Annotated in this window: 21 protein-coding genes; 10 read left to right on the top strand and 11 right to left on the bottom strand. The window is 70.2% G+C overall.

What is annotated here, in order from left to right; translation table 11 throughout:
- Positions 1-63: 63 nt before the first annotated feature.
- Positions 64-585 carry a 3-hydroxyacyl-[acyl-carrier-protein] dehydratase FabA gene (fabA, locus tag K244_RS0115540; RefSeq protein WP_020187203.1) on the bottom strand — a complete coding sequence of 174 codons (522 nt, stop codon included), beginning with the start codon at positions 583-585 and terminating at the stop codon, positions 64-66.
- A gap of 240 nt (positions 586-825) precedes the next feature.
- On the opposite strand from fabA, the gene irrA reads away from it, so the two are divergent.
- Positions 826-1,329, top strand: coding sequence for an iron response transcriptional regulator IrrA (irrA, locus tag K244_RS0115535; RefSeq protein WP_020187202.1), 504 nt, complete (start codon positions 826-828; stop codon positions 1,327-1,329).
- Positions 1,330-1,435: 106 nt separating this feature from the next.
- Here the strand turns inward: irrA and K244_RS0115530 are convergent, their stop codons facing one another.
- Positions 1,436-1,744 carry a DUF1294 domain-containing protein gene (locus tag K244_RS0115530; protein WP_020187201.1) on the bottom strand — a complete coding sequence of 103 codons (309 nt, stop codon included), beginning with the start codon at positions 1,742-1,744 and terminating at the stop codon, positions 1,436-1,438.
- A gap of 27 nt (positions 1,745-1,771) precedes the next feature.
- Positions 1,772-2,338 carry an SH3 domain-containing protein gene (locus tag K244_RS0115525; protein ID WP_020187200.1) on the bottom strand — a complete coding sequence of 189 codons (567 nt, stop codon included), beginning with the start codon at positions 2,336-2,338 and terminating at the stop codon, positions 1,772-1,774.
- A gap of 178 nt (positions 2,339-2,516) precedes the next feature.
- Here K244_RS0115525 and K244_RS0115520 point away from each other — a divergent pair, with 178 nt between their 5' ends.
- Positions 2,517-3,512, top strand: coding sequence for a D-glycerate dehydrogenase (locus tag K244_RS0115520; RefSeq protein WP_020187199.1), 996 nt, complete (start codon positions 2,517-2,519; stop codon positions 3,510-3,512).
- A gap of 116 nt (positions 3,513-3,628) precedes the next feature.
- Positions 3,629-3,997 carry a hypothetical protein gene (locus tag K244_RS0115515; RefSeq protein ID WP_020187198.1) on the top strand — a complete coding sequence of 123 codons (369 nt, stop codon included), beginning with the start codon at positions 3,629-3,631 and terminating at the stop codon, positions 3,995-3,997.
- Between the two features lie 131 nt (positions 3,998-4,128).
- Here K244_RS0115515 and K244_RS0115510 read toward each other — a convergent pair whose 3' ends face one another.
- Entirely contained in the window at positions 4,129-4,947 is an 819-nt protein-coding gene (locus K244_RS0115510) for a HesA/MoeB/ThiF family protein (protein ID WP_020187197.1), read from the bottom strand.
- Between the two features lie 277 nt (positions 4,948-5,224).
- On the opposite strand from K244_RS0115510, the gene K244_RS0115505 reads away from it, so the two are divergent.
- Together K244_RS0115505 and K244_RS0115500 are read left to right on the top strand one after the other, a co-directional pair.
- Positions 5,225-6,232 (top strand): TraB/GumN family protein, encoded by a 1,008-nt coding sequence (locus tag K244_RS0115505; protein WP_020187196.1) that lies wholly within the window; start codon positions 5,225-5,227, stop codon positions 6,230-6,232.
- A gap of 115 nt (positions 6,233-6,347) precedes the next feature.
- Positions 6,348-7,277, top strand: coding sequence for an amidohydrolase family protein (locus tag K244_RS0115500; protein ID WP_245259780.1), 930 nt, complete (start codon positions 6,348-6,350; stop codon positions 7,275-7,277).
- A gap of 16 nt (positions 7,278-7,293) precedes the next feature.
- Here the strand turns inward: K244_RS0115500 and K244_RS0115495 are convergent, their stop codons facing one another.
- Entirely contained in the window at positions 7,294-7,740 is a 447-nt protein-coding gene (locus tag K244_RS0115495; RefSeq protein WP_024816536.1) for an NUDIX hydrolase, read from the bottom strand.
- 89 nt (positions 7,741-7,829) lie between these two features.
- On the opposite strand from K244_RS0115495, the gene K244_RS0115490 reads away from it, so the two are divergent.
- Positions 7,830-8,474, top strand: coding sequence for a DUF47 domain-containing protein (locus tag K244_RS0115490; protein ID WP_020187193.1), 645 nt, complete (start codon positions 7,830-7,832; stop codon positions 8,472-8,474).
- A 7-nt stretch (positions 8,475-8,481) separates the two neighbouring features.
- A complete protein-coding gene (locus K244_RS0115485) occupies positions 8,482-9,492 on the top strand; it encodes an inorganic phosphate transporter (protein WP_020187192.1) in 1,011 nt (336 codons plus the stop codon).
- Positions 9,493-9,501: 9 nt separating this feature from the next.
- Here the strand turns inward: K244_RS0115485 and K244_RS0115480 are convergent, their stop codons facing one another.
- The 4 genes from K244_RS0115480 to K244_RS0115465 form a co-directional block, all read right to left on the bottom strand.
- The gene (locus K244_RS0115480) at positions 9,502-9,747 is read right to left on the bottom strand and encodes a hypothetical protein (protein WP_020187191.1); all 246 of its coding nucleotides are present in this window, start codon (positions 9,745-9,747) and stop codon (positions 9,502-9,504) included.
- Positions 9,748-9,851: 104 nt separating this feature from the next.
- A complete protein-coding gene (locus tag K244_RS0115475; RefSeq protein ID WP_020187190.1) occupies positions 9,852-11,156 on the bottom strand; it encodes a cyclopropane-fatty-acyl-phospholipid synthase family protein in 1,305 nt (434 codons plus the stop codon).
- A gap of 102 nt (positions 11,157-11,258) precedes the next feature.
- Positions 11,259-11,897 carry an extensin family protein gene (locus tag K244_RS0115470; RefSeq protein ID WP_020187189.1) on the bottom strand — a complete coding sequence of 213 codons (639 nt, stop codon included), beginning with the start codon at positions 11,895-11,897 and terminating at the stop codon, positions 11,259-11,261.
- Between the two features lie 115 nt (positions 11,898-12,012).
- Positions 12,013-12,204, bottom strand: coding sequence for a DUF1674 domain-containing protein (locus tag K244_RS0115465; protein WP_020187188.1), 192 nt, complete (start codon positions 12,202-12,204; stop codon positions 12,013-12,015).
- 129 nt (positions 12,205-12,333) lie between these two features.
- Here K244_RS0115465 and htpX point away from each other — a divergent pair, with 129 nt between their 5' ends.
- The 3 genes from htpX to K244_RS0115450 all read left to right on the top strand — a co-directional run bounded on the left by htpX (position 12,334) and on the right by K244_RS0115450 (position 16,476).
- Entirely contained in the window at positions 12,334-13,263 is a 930-nt protein-coding gene (htpX, locus tag K244_RS0115460) for a zinc metalloprotease HtpX (RefSeq protein ID WP_020187187.1), read from the top strand.
- Entirely contained in the window at positions 13,260-14,636 is a 1,377-nt protein-coding gene (locus K244_RS0115455) for a transcription antitermination factor NusB (RefSeq protein WP_346430351.1), read from the top strand. The genes htpX and K244_RS0115455 overlap by 4 nt, the downstream gene beginning before the upstream one ends.
- Before the next feature lie 82 nt (positions 14,637-14,718).
- The gene (locus tag K244_RS0115450; RefSeq protein WP_020187185.1) at positions 14,719-16,476 is read left to right on the top strand and encodes a heparinase II/III family protein; all 1,758 of its coding nucleotides are present in this window, start codon (positions 14,719-14,721) and stop codon (positions 16,474-16,476) included.
- A gap of 222 nt (positions 16,477-16,698) precedes the next feature.
- Here the strand turns inward: K244_RS0115450 and K244_RS22110 are convergent, their stop codons facing one another.
- Positions 16,699-16,890 carry a hypothetical protein gene (locus tag K244_RS22110; RefSeq protein WP_020187184.1) on the bottom strand — a complete coding sequence of 64 codons (192 nt, stop codon included), beginning with the start codon at positions 16,888-16,890 and terminating at the stop codon, positions 16,699-16,701.
- A 245-nt stretch (positions 16,891-17,135) separates the two neighbouring features.
- The gene (locus K244_RS0115440) at positions 17,136-17,621 is read right to left on the bottom strand and encodes an MmcB family DNA repair protein (protein ID WP_020187183.1); all 486 of its coding nucleotides are present in this window, start codon (positions 17,619-17,621) and stop codon (positions 17,136-17,138) included.
- Positions 17,622-17,647 lie beyond the last annotated feature (26 nt).

Here is a 17,647-nt window from a genome sequence, read left to right as displayed (position 1 = left end):
GCGGGCCGGATCAGGTTGACGCGCCGCGTCGCGGCGCCGGGGGGTAAAGGCGACCTCCGCGGCTCAGGCCGCGGCGGCCTCGGCCTTGAACAGGCCGACCTTCAGGTCCTTCGCCTCATAGATGGTCTGCCCGTCGGCCTGAAGCCAGCCGTCGGCGATGCCGAGCACGAGGCGACCGCGCACGACGCGCTTGAAGTCGACGCCGTAGACCACCTTCTTGACGCTCGGGAGCACTTGGCCGGTGAACTTGATCTCGCCCGTGCCCAGCGCGCGGCCTCGGCCCGAGGATCCGGTCCAACCAAGGAAGAATCCGGTCATCTGCCAGAGCGCGTCGAGGCCGAGGCAACCCGGCATCACCGGGTCGCCCTTGAAGTGGCAGTCGAAGAACCAGAGGTCCGGCGTCACGTCGAGCTCGGCGCGGACGAAGCCCTTGCCGTGCGGGCCGCCGGTCTCCGAAATCTCCGAGATGCGGTCGAACATCAGCATGGGCGGTAGGGGAAGCTGGGCGTTGCCCGCCCCAAACAGCTCCCCGCGGCCGCAGGCCAGAAGGTCTTCATACTCGTAGCTGGCCTTGCGTTCGGTCATGTGACTGCGTCTGCGTCCTTATGGATCATTGCGTTCGCCAGAAGTCCGGCGCGCGAAGCGCGGCTTAGCTAGCACACATGTCGGACCGGCGAAAAGCGTTCCGAGTGAAGGAGGTTGCTCGCTGCGTTGCGACACGGTACGATTACGCATGCTTTCGCTGCGCATTGCTGCGCGCGTGTCCTTGTCCGGCGCGGCCGCCCTTCGGCTCCGCCTTCAACATGAGCGTACCCGAGACCGACGATGGCCGAACCGATCACGACCACCGCCGCCCCCGTCGCTTCCTCCGCCGCGGCCGATCGCTCGGTCGACTGCGGCCTGCGGCCGTCCCTGTGCGTCGCGCGCGACGTTGGTGGTCTGCTGCGCGACTCCGGCCTCCGTCCCACCCGCCAGCGCATCGCGCTCGGCCGTCTGCTCTACGCCAAGGGCGACCGGCACGTGACGGCCGAAATCCTGCACGAGGAGGCGATGCGCGCCCGCGTGCCGGTGTCGCTCGCCACCGTCTACAACACGCTCCATCAGTTCACTGAAGTCGGCCTGCTGCGCGAGCTCGCGGTCGACGGCTCCAAGACCTGGTTCGACACCAACGTCACCGAGCACCACCACTTCCTGGTCGAAGACGACAACCGCCTGATGGACATCCCGGGCGCGCACGTCTCCGTCGACCGCCTGCCGGAAATTCCGGACGGCATGGAGATCGCCCGCGTCGACGTCGTGGTCCGCCTGCGCCGCAAGCGCGTGAGCTGATCTCGGTCCGAGTTCGAGAAAAAGCCGCCGCGGTCTCCGGGGCGGCTTTTTTGTTGTCCGGACGTTGTCATCCTAGCCGAAGCGCAGCGGAGAACCGGGATCGCACTCAGAACGTAGTTTCGATCGCCCGCCACAGCAGCCATCCGCAGAGCGCCCCGGCAAGCACGCCGTGCGTCATAGCGATCACGTCGAGGATCGACCGAAACGGCTCCTTCCACGTCTTGTGGCGCAACAGGCGCTGGCCGGCGAGGGCGCCGACGCTGCCGCCCAAAGCCGCGAGCATCAGGAGTGTGCGCTCAGGGATGCGCCAGTCGCCTCGACCGGCGCGCGCCTTGTCGGAGACAAACGCCATGAACGCCGCGGCGTTGACGCCAAGTAGGTAAAGCGCCGCGAGCGGGAGCGCGGAGGGGCCCATATCAGGCTTTGCGGGCGCGATTGGAGATCAGTCGAAGCGTTCGCCGGGATAGACGCCCCAGAGCCGGTCCTGCGGGATGAAGCCGTCGAAGCCGTCGCCCTCCACCTTGCACCACGAGCCGTCGCAGCGGCGCACCTCGACGAGCACCTTCGGCTCCAGCCGCGCCGACAGGCGAGCGTCTGCGGTCGCCGAGGCGCGGATCGGAAGCGCGCTGTCTTTGGACCAGGGCGCGACCAGCGCCGTGCGCCGGCCCGACAGCAGGCTGTGCCAGACCCAGCCTTCAGACCCCTCGGAATCCCTGATGCGCCGCCAGTTGTCGTACTCGGCGACGATCTCGACCGGCTCGCCTGCGCGGCGGTAGACGAACGCCACGGGATGGTCCTTGGTCGGACCCTGGCGCACGTAGACCTTGGCGCTCTTCAGGCTGACGTAGCGCGGCACGGGAAGACCCGACACCGGACCGATCATCACCCCGGCCTCCGTCTCCCTGGCGGCCTGCGCGCGCGCCGCGCCGCTCAAGCCGGCCAGAACGCCGAGAGCCGCCGCCGCCGCCAGCGCCGCCCGTCCGAAGGGCTTCAGTCGATTCCCAGCCATGCGCGTCGCACGCTCCGTCTTTCGTCGCCGTCTTGCGTTCCGCCCTCCGTCTGCTAGAGACGCGAGGGGTCGCCGCGGGTCGCGTTCGCCGCACCGCGCGGCCTCGAACAAGCATCCGTTGTCCACGTTGACGATGGATTAACCGTACGCCCGAGCTCCTCCAGAAAGGTCGCCGGCCATGAAGAAGCGTCCGCTCGTCGTCGTGACCCGTCGGCTGCCCGACGTGGTCGAGACGCGCATGCGCGAGCTGTTCGACGCGCGGCTGAATCATGACGACAAGCCGATGACGCCGGACGAGCTGGCGACCGCCGTGCGGGAGGCCGACGTGCTGGTGCCGACCGTGACGGACCGCATCGACGCCGCGCTGCTCGCCCAGTCCGGGCCGAACTTCAAGCTGATCGCGAACTTCGGCAACGGCGTCGACAACATCGACGTCCAGAGCGCGCTCGATCGCGGGATCACCGTCACCAACACGCCCGGCGTGCTGACGGAGGACACCGCCGACATGACCATGGGCCTGATCCTGACGGTGCCGCGCCGCATCGCCGAGGGCGCCCGCGTGGTGCCGGACGACCACGAGTGGTCCGGCTGGTCGCCGACCTGGATGCTCGGCCGCCGCATCTGGGGCAAGCGCCTCGGCATCGTCGGCATGGGCCGCATCGGCCAGGCGGTGGCGCGGCGCGCCCGCGCCTTCGGCCTCTCGATCCACTACCACAACCGGCGCCGGGTGGCGCCCCACGTCGAGGAGCAGCTGGAGGCGACCTACTGGGAAAGCCTCGACCAGATGCTCGCCCGCATGGACATCGTCTCGGTCAACTGCCCGCACACGCCGGCGACCTACCACCTGCTCTCGGCGCGCCGGCTGAAGCTGCTGAAGAAAGAGGCCTACGTCGTCAACACCGCGCGCGGCGAGGTGATCGACGAGAACGCGCTCGCCCGCATGCTGGAGGCCGGCGACCTCGCGGGCGCCGCGCTCGACGTGTTCGAGAACGAGCCCGCGGTGAACCCCAAGCTCGTCAAGCTCGCGCGCCAGAACAAGGTGGTGCTGCTGCCCCATCTTGGCTCGGCCACCCTCGAGGGCCGCATCGACATGGGCGAGAAGGTCATCGTCAACATCAAGACCTTCATGGATGGCCACCGCCCGCCCGACCGCGTGCTGCCCTCGATGTTGTGAGCGCCTGACGTTCGACGTGAAGATCGACTGCGCCGCAACCCGTCTTGACTCGCCAAAACCGCCGTGCTGGATTTGTTCTGTGAACAAGGCGCGAACATAGGGCGACGGAGGGCGGCATGCGCATCATCGGCATTCTTGCGGGAGTGAGCGCACTGGCACTGAGCCTTGCCTCCGAACCTGCGGCCGCTGTCGAACTCGTCGGACCGCAGGACCTGAAAGCCAACTGGCTCGACGGGCGAACCGTCTCGACCACCGGGCCGCGCGGCGGGGCCTCCACCTTCGCGTTCGCGGCTGACGGAAAGGTCACCCGCGCCGGCGGCCGCGCAGGCTCCGCGACCGAGGGGACGTGGCGGGTCGACGACGAGGGCTTCTGCATGAAGCTCGGCCAGGCCCGGCGCGAATCCTGCTACCTCGCCATCAAGGCCGACGACGGCTCGCTGAAAGTCGTGCGCCGCCAAGGCGCGGCCTTCGTCTGGCGCCGCTGAGGCGACAGGCTCCGCCCTCGTCGCGCCCGCGCCGTCATGGTCCAGCTTGACCGGACCATCCACGTGAGGCGTCGAGTGCGACGCCGGAGATGGCCCCTCCGGTCGAGCCGGAAGGTGGCCCGCCCCGTGCGTCAGCCGCCGAATTTTTTAGCGTGGATCGACAGGTCGGTGATCGTCGGGTTGTCGCCGGTGACCGGGTTGTCCGGATCCCAGCCGTAGGAGACGGTCTCGAACCGCATGGCGCGGGCGTCGATGACCAGCAGGCGGCCGACGAGCCCCTGCCCGAAGCCGACGATCTCGCGCAGAACCTCGATCGCCATCAGCGAACCCATCAGCCCCGCCAGCGCCCCCAGCACGCCGGCCTCGGCGCAGCTCGCCACCGCGCCAGGCGGCGGCGGCTCGGGGAACAGGCAGCGCCAGGTCGGGTTGCGCTCGCCTTCGGCGTTCGTCTCGTGGGCGCGGATGGTGGTGATCGCGCCGTCGAAGGTCCCGAGCGAGGCGGTGACGAGCGGCCGTCCCGCTAGCGCGCATGCGTCGGCCACGAGATAGCGGGTCGCGAAGCTGTCCGAGCCGTCGGCGACGATGTCGTAGGCTTCGACGAGCGCCATCGCGTTTTCGGCGGTCAGCCGCGTCGGGTGCGGCTCCACCGTCACGTGCGGGTTCACGCGGGCGATGGCGTCGACGGCGGAGTCGGTCTTCAGGCGGCCGACGTCGGGGGTGCCGTGCAGCACCTGCCGCTGCAGGTTCGAGAGCGAGACGTGGTCGTCATCGACGATCCCGATCGTTCCCACGCCCGCCGCGGCGAGATAAAGCGCGAGCGGGCTGCCCAGCCCGCCGGCCCCCACGACCAGCACGCGGGCCTTGGCGAGCTTCTGCTGGCCCGGCCCGCCCACGTCGTGCAGCACGATGTGGCGGGCGTAGCGTTCGACTTCCGAAGGACTGAGCGGCATGGCCGCACCATACGCCGCAGGCCCCGGCGGGCAAGAGCGACGACAATTCCGGCGGACGATTGAGCGTCGCTTAAGAAGCCGCGGCGACGTCGGCCGTGGGACGCCAGAGCCGGGCGCCTGCGTGACCCCCCGGGGGGCTTTCCGGTCAGCGGGCGTAATGGCCGCCTCCGGGCCATCGCTCGTTAACGACGCGTCGAACTTTCGGACGGCGTTAACCCGCCGAAAGCGCCGTCGCGCGAGGATCGGCGACCCTCGCACGCCGGACCGCGCCCGCATCATGTTCTTCCGTCGCCTCGCCGCAGCATTCGCCGCAGCCCTGGTCGTCTCGCCCGTGGCCGCGCAGGACGTGGCGCGGTCCTGCGAAGGGCGGGACCTCATCGCCAAGGCGAAGGCGGAGGACCCCAAGGCCTACGCCGCCTTCGAGACGGAGGCGCGCGCCGTGCCGAACGCCGAAGGCCTGCTGTGGCGGATCACGCCGAAGGCCGCGAACGTCGCGCCGTCCTACCTGTTCGGCACCATGCACACGACCGACGCCGACCTCGTCGCCCTCAGGGAGCCGGTGCGCGCCGCGCTGAAGGACGCCAAAGCCGTCGCGGTCGAGATCGCCGACGCCAACGGCGCGGCGGCGCAGGCCGAGGTGGTGGCCTACGTCACCCGCAACGCCATCGACTTCTCCGGCAAAGGACTCGAGGGTCTCGACGAGGCGCAGCGGAAAGAGGTCGGACGTCGGATCGCGGAGAACGGCCTGCCCGCGGCGGTCGCGGGGTCGCTGAAGCCGTGGTTCCTCGGAATCACCCTCCAGGTTTCGGCCTGTGAAACCAAGCGCATGGCGCAGGGGCTGCCGACCATCGACGGCGCGGTCGAGCGGATCGGGCGGGACGGCGGCGCCAGGATCGTGGGTCTCGAGAGCATCACCGAACAGCTCGACGCCGTGTCAAAGATTCCGGATGAGACCGCCCGCCGCATGATCCGCGACACGGTCGCGACCCCGGCGGCGGGCGGCGATCTCCAGACCACCACGCTCGCGCTGTACCGCGCGCGGAAGGTCGGCTGGTATCTCGCCATGAAGGGCGGCCTGTTCGGCGCGGGCTTCGACGTCGAGGCCTACGCGGATTTCATGTCCGAGCTGGTGGACCGTCGCAACACCCTGATGGCCGAACGCTCCCGGGCGCTCATCGATGACGGCGGGGCCTTCGTCGCGGTCGGCGCGCTGCATCTGCCTGGTCCGAAAGGGCTGGTCGAGCTCTACCGACAGGCGGGATACGCGGTCGAAAAGGCGTGGTGACCGCGCTAGGATCTTCGTGAAGGCGTACGTCAGAGACGCCGAGACGGGAGGACGACATGACGACGGCGATAGGCGCGGCCGGGCCACGCGCGCTCCGGCGGCTTGGCGGGGCTCCATGAGGATCGACCGCCCGATGCATCCGCCGCGGGGCGAGCCTCCGGTCTGCCCTGGGCCGGCGCCCGCGCCCCATGCGGCGACCCGGTTCGATCCGCCGCCCGGATCGGTGGATTCCCACGCCCATGTCATCGGCTTGCCGCCGGCCTACCCCTTCGTCGCGGAGCGGAGCTACACGCCGCCGGAGGCGACCCCAGCCGCCTATCTCAGGATGCTCGACGCCACCGGCATGACCTATGGCGTGCTGGTGCAGGTCAGCGCGCATGGGACCGACAACCGGCTGATGCTCCGCACGCTCGCCGCGAACCGGGACCGCCTGCGCGGGGTCGCCGTGATCTCGCCGAAGGCGTCCGAGCGCGACCTGGCGGCGCTCGCCGAGGCGGGCGTCGTGGGCCTGCGCCTCAACGTGCTGTTCGGCGGCGGCGTCGGCTTCGACAAGCTCGAGACCTACGGCGCGATCGCCCGCGAGATGGGGTGGCACCTGCAGTTCCTGCTGGACGCTGCCGACCTGCCGATCCTCGCGCCCCGCCTGAAGGCCCTGCCCGTGCCCTTCGTGGTGGACCACATGGGCCATATGCCGACGAGCCGCGGCCGGGACGACGCCGGCTTTCGCACGCTGGTCGGGCTTGTGGCCGACGGGGCCTGGGTGAAGCTGTCGGGGGCCTATCGCATCAGCGTCGACGGGCCGCCCTACCGCGACGTCGCGCCCTTTGCGCGGGCGCTGTTCGAGGCCGCCCCCGAGCGCTGCCTCTGGGGCTCGGACTGGCCGCACGTTGCGCATTGGGCGCCGTCACTGGACGTGGGGCATCTTCTCGACGTCTTCGCGGACTGGGCGCCGACGCCCTTCGACCGCGCGCGCATCCTCGTGGAGAACCCTGCGCGGCTCTATGGCTTTCCCCCCACGACCGCCGTCCCACGCGTCGATCCGTGATCCTCGCGTCTGGCGGTCAGCTGTTCTCGAGGCGGGCTGGAAGCGTCTCGAGGATTTCCTTGAGGCCGTCTTCGTTCACCACCGCGGCGGCTTCCGCGGGCGAGAACCAGCGGCGGACGCGCTCCCCGCGCTCTGGCCAGTCCTCGAGCTCTTCGGTCACCTTCAGCGCGAACACGCCCACCCGACAGGGTCGGTCGCGGCCGAACTCCATGACCTTGACGTACTCGAAGGCGCCGATCTCAGCTCCGCCATCGCCCCGCACGCCGGCTTCCTCGAAGCCTTCGCGCAACGCAGCCTTCAGCGGCGAGCCCTTTTTCATCGGCCAACCCTTGGGAATGATCCAGCGGCCGGTGTCGCGCGAGGTGACGAGCAGCACCTCCAGCCCGCCGTCGGGGAGGCTGCGGTACGGCGCGACGCCAAACTGTTGGCGCGGCTTAGTCTTCTTTTTTGCAGCTTTTGGCATGCCGCTCATTTAAGACGCGCTCTTCGCAGGGGAACACCGGCGACGCCGCTTCGTTGAGCGATTGACGCGAAAGCTGGGGGGAACGTGCGATGCTGGGCTGGTTCCGGGCGCTGATGCCCAAAGAGGAGCGCTTCTTCGACCTGTTCGAGAGGCACTCGCAAACGCTCGTCAGCGGCGCACGCGCGCTCGAAGGGCTGCTCGAGGGCGGAGACGGCGTGGCCGCCCGCGCGCGGGAGATCGCGGATTACGAGCATCAGGCCGACGAAGTGACGCGCGACGTGCTGCTCGCGGTGCGACGCAGCTTCATTACGCCCTTCGATCGCGGCGACATCACCGACCTGATCCAGTCGATGGACGACGCGATCGATCAGATGCACCGGGTGGCGAAGACGGTGCTGCTGTACGAGCTGACCACGTTCGATCCGGTGATGCGCGAGATGGCGGCCTGCGTCGCCGAAGCGGCGCGGCTGACGGCCGAGGCGATCCCGCTGCTGAAGACGCCGAACGCGAACGCCGCCCGGCTGGGCGAGCTGACGGAACAAATCGTGGCGGTCGAAGGCCGCTCCGACGAACTTCACGACCAGGGCCTGAAAGCGTTGTTCAAGGGCGAGGGCCAAGCGAATCCCATGGCTTACATCATCGGAAGCGAAATCTACGGGCAGCTGGAAGACGTCGTCGATCGATTCGAGGACGTCGCCAACGAAATAAACGGCATCGTCGTCGAGAACGTGTGACAGCGCGATGGCGGATGCGACGCTCGCGTTTCCCATTCTGGTCGGACTGATCGCCGTCGCGCTGCTGTTCGACTTCCTGAACGGCCTGCACGACGCCGCGAACTCCATCGCGACCATTGTTTCCACCCGGGTGCTCAGGCCGAGCTTCGCCGTGCTGTGGGCGGCGTTCTTCAACTTCATCGCGTTCCTGTTCTTCGGCCTGCATGTGGCGCAGACCATCGGCGTCGGAATCGTCGACGCGCAGATCATCGACCCCACGGTGATCTTCGCGGCGCTGATCGGCGCGATCGTCTGGAACGTCGCCACCTGGATCCTCGGCATCCCCTCCAGCAGCTCGCATGCGTTGATCGGAGGGCTGGTCGGCGGCGCGACCGCCAAGGGCGGCTTCGGGGTCGTGGTGCTCGGCGGGCTGGGCAAGACCGTCGCCGCGATCGTGCTGTCGCCGCTGGTCGGCTTTCTGCTCGCGCTTGTCCTCGTGCTCGCGGTGTCCTGGGCCTTCGTTCGGTTCACGCCCTTCGCGGTCGACCGCACCTTCCGCATCGCGCAGTTCGCCTCCGCCTCGCTCTACTCGCTCGGGCATGGCGGCAATGACGCGCAGAAGACCATGGGCATCATCGCGGTGCTGCTCTACTCGCAGGGCATGCTCGGCGGCGCGTTCCACGTGCCGCTGTGGGTTGTGCTCTCGTGCCAGGCGGCGATGGCGCTGGGCACGCTCTGCGGCGGCTGGCGCATCGTCCACACCATGGGCTCCAAGATCACCCGCCTGAACCCCATGCAGGGCTTCTGCGCGGAGACCGGCGGAGCCATCACGCTGTTCATGGCGACATGGCTCGGCGTGCCGGTCTCGACGACGCACACCATCACTGGCGCGATCGTCGGCGTCGGCGCCGCGCGTCGCACGACCGCCGTTCGCTGGAACGTCGCGAGCGACATTGTGGTGGCGTGGGTGCTCACGCTGCCGGCGGCCGCGGTGATCGGGTTCGCGACCTACAAGATCATGGCGTGGCTTTTCGGCTGACGCCGCTCTTCAGCCGAAAACGCTCGACGGCGCGAGGGTGACCGCCTCGAGTTCCGCAAGGCGGATCAGCCGGTCCACGGCGACCTGGCCGCCATCGTTCGACATCACCACGATCTCGCTGAGACCGGCGGCTTCCTTCTCGCGGGCAAGCGCCAGCGCCTCCGTGGCGCTGCGTGCGAAGGCGATCGTCGACCGACCGTCTTGAGTGACGAGTACGTTGTAGGGCATGGCGTCCTCCCGGACATTTTCCGCCATGCTACGCATCTTCACCTAGGCCGTGCTGCGTCAATTGACGTAGTCGCGAAGGATTGAAGCGACGTTCCGCGCGAGCCCCAAGGCTATGCTCCGCGCGCAGTATTTCAGTCCCGATAGACGTCGCGGCGCGTGGGCGGCAGATCGACCGCGCCACTCTTCTGCCGGGCCGAGGACAGCGTCTGGCAGACGCCGATCGAGCCGCGCGCGAAGGCGAGCGAGACGCCGGCCAGATAGGCGATCCACATGCGGGTGCGGACCTCGCCGACCTCGGCGATGGCCGCGGCGCGGTTCCCCTGCAGCCGGCGGCACCACAGCGCCGTGGTGCGGGCGTAGTGCCGGCGCAGCGCCTCCACATCCTGCGGCTCCAGCCCCGCCCGCTCCATCCCCGAGAGGGTCGAGCCGATGTGGTCGAGCTCCGCCCCTGGGAAGATGTGGCGAAGGATGGCCTTGGCCTCGGGCCGCAGCTTGCGGTCGTCGCCGGGCTTGGCGCGCCGGGTGATGGCGTGGTGGAGGTAGAGCCCGCCCGGCCGCAGCAGCTTGCGGATCCCCCGGTAATAGGCGTCGGCGTTCTTCAGGCCGACGTGCTCGAACATGCCGACTGAAGCGATCTTGTCGAAGGCGCCGGCGACCATCGTCCAGTCCGCGAGCGCGACGGTGACCCGGCCTTGCAGACCACGCGCGCGGATCTCCTCCTGCGCGCCGGCGAGCTGCTCCTTGGAGAGCGTCACGCCATGGGCGGTGACGCCGTAGACTTCCGCCGCGTGGCAGATCAGGGCGCCCCAGCCGCAGCCCACGTCCAGGAAGGTGTCGCCCGGCTGCAGCCGGAGCTTGCGGCACACCAGATCGATCTTCGCCCGCTGGGCGGCGTCCAGGTCCTGCTCCCAGTCCTCGAAATAGGCGCAGGAGTAGATCAGCTTCTCGTCCAGAAACAGCCGGTAGAAGGCGTTCGAGACATCGTAGTGGTGCGCGATGTTCTTCTGGTTGTTTTCGGGGTCGCCGGACTTCCCCGGCGCGGCGCCGGGCTGGCCCTCCCACGGCAGCTTCGTCTGGCCGGCCGGCACCTTGAGGAAGGCCGCCGCGCCGCGCGCGAGCTTCAGCGGACCCACGGCGCGCAGCAGGTCGCGGCCGCGCACCGAGGGGCGGCGCTCGGCGAGATCGAACAGGTCGCCGTTTTCGAGATCGATGCGGCCGAGCGCGTGTAGGCGCACCAGCGTGTCGAGCTTCGGCGACTTCGACAGCGCCGCGAGGGTGCCTTCGTCGCCGAACTTCACCACCAGCTGATCCGAGCCCGCGTTCGCAGGAACGGTCGAGCCGTCCCACAGCCGGAGCGCCAGATGGGGGCCGAGCAGGGGCGCCACCGACGCGGCGATGTCGCGCGCGAGCGCTAGGCGTCGTTCAGCGGCGGTCATCGACCCGACTCTCCTCGCGATCCGCCGTGCGTCCCCGATCGCAAGGCGCGTCCCGCACGCCGTGTGCGACGGACGACGCGCCGGGTCAAGCGCAAGCGCGCCTCAGCGGCAGACGTCATACGGGCCGAGGTCGAAGTGGAAATGGTCACGGTGGGCGGCGTTGTAGTCGGGCGACAGCACGCCGGCGAACAGGCCGCAGGCGCCATCGCGGACCTCGCGCAGGAAGGCGCCGCGCGCCCCGCCGTCGCTCCAGTCGCCGAGCACGCTGACCGTGCGGCCGTCCGCGAGACGGAAGGCCGCGACGTCGAGCGCGTTGGCCGTGGCGTGCTGCGACCGGCGGCCCGTGGTTCGGCCGTAGACGTTGCGGCAGGAGTAGCTGCCGAAATGACGGATCTCGGCGAGCTTCGACCCCAGGTGCTTGAGCGCCGCCGGCTCCACCACGCGCCGTTCCCAGGCCGCCGTCGCGGCGGCGAGGGCGCAGCGCATCGCCGGCGGGGCGTCGAGCGCGATCGAAGCCGCGGCCGGAACCACGCCGTCGACATACCCGCAGCCCCCGACGCGCGGTCGCGGGGAGGCGGCGCGGAACTCGACCGCCGAGCGCGCCAGCACCCGGCGGCACAGATCGGGCGAGGCGGCGAGCGCGCGGATGCGCCACTGGGTGAACACGCCCGGCGGGTCGCGCAGGTCGAGCGGCCAATAGCGGTCGAGATCGGACGCGACGATCGCCGCCGTCACGCCCATGACCACTGCGATTCCCAGAAATCCGCGGGCGACGAGGCGACCCAGGATCCGCCGGCTTCGGGGGCGAGGCGGCGGCGGGGTCGGTTCGCCCGCCGCTTCGGGGGCGGGGGGCCGTTCAGAAATCGCTCGCGAGTCCCTTGCTCTCCCAGTCGCCGTAGCGCACGGGCTCCGGGCCCTTGCGGCCGTTGAGCTCCTTCGCCTTCGCGAGTTCGGCCGCCTGGCGCTCGTAGTCGGCGCGGCGGGCCTCGGCTTCGGCCAGCGCGCGGGCGGCGGCCTCGCTCAACGCCTTGCGCGGCTCCTCGGCCATGGCCTGCTCCCTTAGCTGATCCGATCGTGACCCGGCGACGCATTGGCGCGAACCGGGGATGCTCCCCACATATAAGCCGCTTGCGCCCCCGCGCGAGCGTTCGCGATCCATGGTGGAGACCCGACCCGCATGAACTACTTCCGCACGGCCCTTCTGCTGGCAGGCATGACCGCGCTGTTCATGGGAGTGGGCTTCCTGATCGGCGGCAAAGGCGGCCTGATGATCGCCTTCGTCGTGGCGCTCGCCATGAACGCCTGGAGCTACTGGAACTCTGACAAGGCCGTCCTGCGCATGCACAACGCGCAGGAGGTGGACGCCCGCTCCGCCCCCGAATTCTACGGCATGGTGCAGGAGCTCGCGGCCCGCGCCCAGCTCCCGATGCCGCGCGTCTACATCATCGACGAGCCGCAGCCGAACGCCTTCGCGACCGGCCGCAACCCCGAGAACGCGGCGGTGGCGGCCACTACGGGTCTGCTCCATTCCCTCAGCCGCGAGGAGGTCGCGGGGGTGATGGCGCACGAGCTGGCGCATGTGAAGAACCACGACACGCTGATCATGACGATCACGGCGACCATCGCCGGCGCGATCTCGATGCTGGCGAACTTCGGATTTCTGTTCTCCGGCAACCGCGAGAACAACGGTTCGCCCTTCGGCGTGATAGGGTCGATCGCGATGATGATTCTTGCCCCCATCGCCGCGATGATCGTTCAGATGGCGATCAGCCGCACCCGTGAGTATCAGGCCGACAAGCTCGGCGCCGAGATCTGCGGCCGGCCCGACTGGCTGGCCTCCGCCCTCGGCAAGATCGCCGGCGGGGCCGCGCACATCGAGAACGACGCCGCCGAGCGCAACCCCGCGACCGCGCACATGTTCATCATCAACCCGCTCTCGGGCCACCGGATGGACAATCTGTTCTCGACCCACCCTGCGACCGAGAACCGCATCGCCGCCCTGATGGAGCTCGCCCGCGGCATGGGCGCCCGTCCGGCGGCCGCTCCGTCCGGCCCGGCTTCGGGCCCCTGGGGCGGATCGCAGCGCCGAAGCGGCCCCTGGGGTTGACCCGTCCCCCCGCATTCCGGATCCCGACGCCGGGCCGCCGTTCGATGGGCGGCTCCCAGCGGCCTGCGCCCGAGCCGGTGGGCTTCGGGCCCCGCCGTGTCGCCGTGCGGCTGGTGGAGGGCGTGCTCTCCCGCTCGCGGCCGCTCGACGGCGCGCTCGAGGCGGAGCACGACCCGACCGGCTTCCGGGCGCTGGACGAGCGCGACCGCGCGCTCGCCCGCGCCATCGCCGGCTCGACCCTGCGACGGTTCGGCACCCTGCGCGCCCTGATCGCCGCAAAGCTCGAGAAGGGGCTGCCGAAGAAGGCCGGCCCGCTGGAGGCGATCCTCGCCACCGGCGCCGCCCAGGCGCTGTTCATGGACACGCCGGCGCACACCGCCGTCGACCTCGCCGTCGCCTGCGCCCGCGCTGATCCGGACGCCCGCCATTTCTCGGGTCTCGTCAACGCGGTGCTTCGCGGGATCGTCGCCGAAGGCGCGCCGGAGCCGACGCCGGGGGCCGACCTTCCGGCGTGGCTCTACGCCCGCTGGACGCGCGCCTATGGCGCGGAGACCGCCGCGGCGATCGCGCTTCGACTGAGCGTCGAGCCGGCGCTCGACCTGACCGTGAAATCCAATCCCGCTGGCTGGGCGGAAACGCTCGGCGGGGTCGTGCTACCCACCGGCGGCGTGCGCTTGGCGCAAGGCGGCCGCGTGGCGCAACTCGCCGGGTTCGACGACGGCGAGTGGTGGGTGCAGGACGCCGCCGCGGCGCTGCCCGCCCGGCTGTTCGGCGACCTCCAGGGCAAGCGCGCCATTGACCTCTGCGCGGCTCCCGGCGGCAAGACGGCCCAGCTGGCCGCCGCCGGCGCCGAGGTGGTCGCGGTCGACAAGTCCGCCGAGCGGCTGCGCCGCCTGAGCGACAATCTTTCGCGGCTGAAGCTGTCGGCCGAAGCCCAGGTCGGCGACGCCGCCGGCGTGTCGCTGGAGCCGGCCGACGCCGTGCTGCTGGACGCGCCCTGCAGCGCCACGGGCACCATCCGCCGGCATCCCGACGTCGCTTGGATGAAGCGGGAAAGCGACATCGCGACGCTCGCGAAGCTGCAGGCGCGGCTGCTCGACGCGGCGCTTCGGCTGGTGAAGCCGGGCGGCCTGCTGGTGTACTGCACCTGTTCGCTGGAGCCGGAAGAGGGCGAGCGTCAGATCGCGGCCTTCCTCGCCCGCGCGGCCGGCCGCGTCGTCGTCGAGCCGGTGACAGAGGCCGAGCTGCCCGGCTATGGCGAGGCCGTGGGTTCGGACGGCTTCCTGCGCACGCTGCCGAGCCATCTCGCGGCGGACGACCCCCGGCTCGCCGGCCTCGACGGCTTCTTCGCCGCGCGGATGCGTGTGGGCTGACGCGTCCGCGAATCGCGACAAGCGCCTGCAGGTGTGCGACGATTCCTGAAATGAGGGGGAAACGGCGAAGGGCCCGCATGCCATGAGCATCGGGGCGCTCGAGGAGACCGCGCGGCTCATGCGCTTCGCTGTCAGCGAAGGCGTGCGCGGCGGATGGCGGCGGATGGCCGGCCTTGCAGCGGCGCCGTGGCATGCGACAGGGCGCGCGCCGGACAAGCTCGTCATCGCCCCGCAGGACCTGCGCACCTCTGATCCCACCCGGGCCGGCGAGATCTACGCCGGCGTGTTCGCCTTCGCGGGCAAGAGCATGCCCGTCGAGGGGGCCTCGCCCTTCCGGGTCGAGCCGCCCTCGCCGGAATGGGCGGAGGCGCTGCACGGCTTCGGGTGGCTGCGCCACCTGCGCGCCGCCGATACGACGCTGGCCCGCGCCAACGCCCGGGCGCTGGTCGAAGAGTGGATCGCGCTGGGCGGCGGCGGAGACCCTATCGCTCGTGCCGCCCACGTCACGGCGCGGCGCGTGATCTCTTGGCTCTGCCAGTCGCCGCTGATCCTCGACGGCGCCGACCGCGCCTTCTACCGCCGCTTCCTGCGAAGCCTCGCACGCCAGACACGGCGGCTCGGCCGCGCGCGCCGTCTCACGCCCGACGGCCTGCCGCGACTCACCGTTGCCTGCGCGCTGGCCTACGCCGGGCTCTGCTTCGCCGGGGACGGACGGCTTCTGAAGTCGGCCTCCGCCACGCTTGGCGAGGAGCTGGATCGCCAGATCCTGCCGGACGGCGGGCATGTCAGTCGGAATCCGAGCGCGCTGGTCGAGGCGATGCTCGACCTGCTGCCGTTGCGACAGGCCTATGCGGCCCGCAACGCCCAGCCGCCGCAGTCGCTTCTGAACGCGGTCGATCGCGCGATGCCGATGATCCGATTTTTCCGGCACGGCGACGGGGCCTTCGCCCAGTTCAACGGAGCCGGGCCGACCCAGGCCGACTTGGTGGCGACTATCCTCGCCTATGACGACGCCCGCGGACCGCTGCCCGAAGAGGCGCCTCATTCCGGCTACGTGCGGCTGCAGGGCGGGCCCTCGGCCGTGCTTGTCGACGTCGGCTCGCCGCCGCCGCCGGGAGCGTCCCGCGACGCGCATGCCGGCGCCTTGTCCTTCGAGCTGTCCAGCGGCCCCGAGCAGATCGTGGTCAACTGCGGCGTCCCCCGCTTCGGCCGCGCGAGCTGGGGCGCCGCGCCGCGCGCGACCGCGGCCCATTCGACCCTCGTCGTCGCCGACACCTCGTCCTGCCGCTTCGCCGGCGTTCGCTGCGCCGGACTGCTGGGCCGGATCGTGGTCGCCGGACCGCGCGCGGTGGTCGCCCGGCGCGAGCGGACGGGAGAGGGCGTGCGGGTCGCCGCGACGCACGACGGCTACGCCCGCCGCTTCGGGCTGATCCACGCGCGCACGCTGACCCTCTCCGCCGCGGGCGACCGGCTTGAGGGCGAAGACGCGCTGCGGCCCGTCCACGCCGGGCGGGGTCCGGAGGATTCGCGCGTCGCGCTCCGGTTTCATCTGCATCCCGGCGTGCGCGCGAGCGTCACGCAGGACGGCCAGGGCGCGATGCTCGCGTTGCCGAGCGGCCGCGGCTGGCTGTTCGCGGCTCCGGGATTTGCGGTGGAGCTGGAGGAGAGCATCTATTTCGCCGGCGCCAACGGCCCGCGGCGAACCGAACAGATCGTCGTGCACGCGACGGTGCGCGGAGCGCCGCTGATCGGCTGGAGCTTCCGTCGCCTCGACGGCGACCTTGGGACGGAACGTCGCTCCCGGACGACGGGGCGCGACGAGGGGCCGACGCTGATCTGAGACAAGGCACCGGCGCCTTTTCGGCGCAAGGGGTTTGAGAGTCGGGATCCAACTCGGACAGCGTCGGCGGCGCTGAGCCCGGAGCCGTCATTTTCGGCAATGCGCAAGCCGCTCGACGTCTCGACCCCACGGTCGCACGGAACGTCTCTCTTTTCCCCGCGGCCGAGGATCATTTCGCCGGGTGGTCGATCAGCTCCGGGACGCGCCCGGAGCGCCATGCCGTCAAGCGACGCGGGCGGCGGGGAAAGGAATCACGACCGAGGCCGCGCTCACCGCGCCCTCCCGAAAATCCCCGAGGTGGCCCGATTCCACGACCTCGTCGATCGCCCGGCGCAGGTCGTCCGGCGAATTGACGTCATGGCCGAGATCGGAGGCGATCGTGGCGGCGCTGCCGATCAGGGCGGCGAACACCACGCGCGGATCCTCCCCGCAACGCTGAAGAGTACGGGCGAGGCGAAGGACTACGGCGTTCACGTCATCGTTCGACATTGGATCAGCGCCTCCGCGCCGCTACAGGCTCACTCCTTGCTAAAGAGCGAGCGCTACACTTGATCGGCAGACAAACTCACGTCCGAATCATCTTTGCCTATGTTCAATACTGAGTTTGTATTGAAATGAGACTGGACTGTGGCTGGGTTGCGTCATTTCCGGCGATTCGTTCACGACATGCTGAATCCTTCCGGATCCACCGTCGCCTGCAGCCGCGCCGCAGCGAGCCGCGCGAACGCAAGCGAGACGGCCTTGCGGCGCGCGCCCGCCAGCGGGAAGCGCGGGGCGTCACGCAGAATGGCCGCGCCGTAGCCGTCGGCGGCGATCAAGCCTACGTCCTCGGGGATCAGCGCCTGCGGGAAGTCCGCGCCCACGGCGAAGTAAAGCGCGTCGCAGAACGGCCGGTACTCGGGCCATTTACGGTCGGCGCGAAAATCCTGAGGTCCGGATTTGATCTCTATGATGACGATCTCGCCGGTGCGGCCGAGCGCCATCACGTCGGCGCGCCGGCCGGAGCGGAGCGGCGTCTCGCGCAGGCAGCCATAACCGGCCGCGACGAAGTGCCGGCACACGCCGCGCGCCAGCGTGGCGGCCACTCCCGACAGCGACGACGGCCGCGCCGCCTCCGCCACGACCTCGTCGAGCAGTTCAACCACGGCTCCTGAAGGCAAAATGTTCTCCA

Origin of the sequence: Methylopila sp. 73B (assembly GCF_000526315.1) — a bacterium.
Classification (GTDB): domain Bacteria; phylum Pseudomonadota; class Alphaproteobacteria; order Rhizobiales; family Methylopilaceae; genus Methylopila.
The sequence above is the reverse complement of the archived record's forward strand: the minus strand, read 5'-3'. Positions and strand labels throughout refer to the sequence as shown.

What these genes read in the sequence shown, in the direction of transcription:
- fabA (WP_020187203.1), bottom strand. Translation starts at nt 585, where the DNA reads ATGACCGAACGCAAGGCCAGCTACGAGTATGAAGACCTTCTGGCCTGC.
- irrA (WP_020187202.1), top strand. Translation starts at nt 826, where the DNA reads ATGGCCGAACCGATCACGACCACCGCCGCCCCCGTCGCTTCCTCCGCC.
- K244_RS0115530 (WP_020187201.1), bottom strand. Translation starts at nt 1,744, where the DNA reads ATGGGCCCCTCCGCGCTCCCGCTCGCGGCGCTTTACCTACTTGGCGTC.
- K244_RS0115525 (WP_020187200.1), bottom strand. Translation starts at nt 2,338, where the DNA reads ATGGCTGGGAATCGACTGAAGCCCTTCGGACGGGCGGCGCTGGCGGCG.
- K244_RS0115520 (WP_020187199.1), top strand. Translation starts at nt 2,517, where the DNA reads ATGAAGAAGCGTCCGCTCGTCGTCGTGACCCGTCGGCTGCCCGACGTG.
- K244_RS0115515 (WP_020187198.1), top strand. Translation starts at nt 3,629, where the DNA reads ATGCGCATCATCGGCATTCTTGCGGGAGTGAGCGCACTGGCACTGAGC.
- K244_RS0115510 (WP_020187197.1), bottom strand. Translation starts at nt 4,947, where the DNA reads ATGCCGCTCAGTCCTTCGGAAGTCGAACGCTACGCCCGCCACATCGTG.
- K244_RS0115505 (WP_020187196.1), top strand. Translation starts at nt 5,225, where the DNA reads ATGTTCTTCCGTCGCCTCGCCGCAGCATTCGCCGCAGCCCTGGTCGTC.
- K244_RS0115500 (WP_245259780.1), top strand. Translation starts at nt 6,348, where the DNA reads ATGAGGATCGACCGCCCGATGCATCCGCCGCGGGGCGAGCCTCCGGTC.
- K244_RS0115495 (WP_024816536.1), bottom strand. Translation starts at nt 7,740, where the DNA reads ATGCCAAAAGCTGCAAAAAAGAAGACTAAGCCGCGCCAACAGTTTGGC.
- K244_RS0115490 (WP_020187193.1), top strand. Translation starts at nt 7,830, where the DNA reads ATGCTGGGCTGGTTCCGGGCGCTGATGCCCAAAGAGGAGCGCTTCTTC.
- K244_RS0115485 (WP_020187192.1), top strand. Translation starts at nt 8,482, where the DNA reads ATGGCGGATGCGACGCTCGCGTTTCCCATTCTGGTCGGACTGATCGCC.
- K244_RS0115480 (WP_020187191.1), bottom strand. Translation starts at nt 9,747, where the DNA reads ATGGCGGAAAATGTCCGGGAGGACGCCATGCCCTACAACGTACTCGTC.
- K244_RS0115475 (WP_020187190.1), bottom strand. Translation starts at nt 11,156, where the DNA reads ATGACCGCCGCTGAACGACGCCTAGCGCTCGCGCGCGACATCGCCGCG.
- K244_RS0115470 (WP_020187189.1), bottom strand. Translation starts at nt 11,897, where the DNA reads ATGGGCGTGACGGCGGCGATCGTCGCGTCCGATCTCGACCGCTATTGG.
- K244_RS0115465 (WP_020187188.1), bottom strand. Translation starts at nt 12,204, where the DNA reads ATGGCCGAGGAGCCGCGCAAGGCGTTGAGCGAGGCCGCCGCCCGCGCG.
- htpX (WP_020187187.1), top strand. Translation starts at nt 12,334, where the DNA reads ATGAACTACTTCCGCACGGCCCTTCTGCTGGCAGGCATGACCGCGCTG.
- K244_RS0115450 (WP_020187185.1), top strand. Translation starts at nt 14,719, where the DNA reads ATGAGCATCGGGGCGCTCGAGGAGACCGCGCGGCTCATGCGCTTCGCT.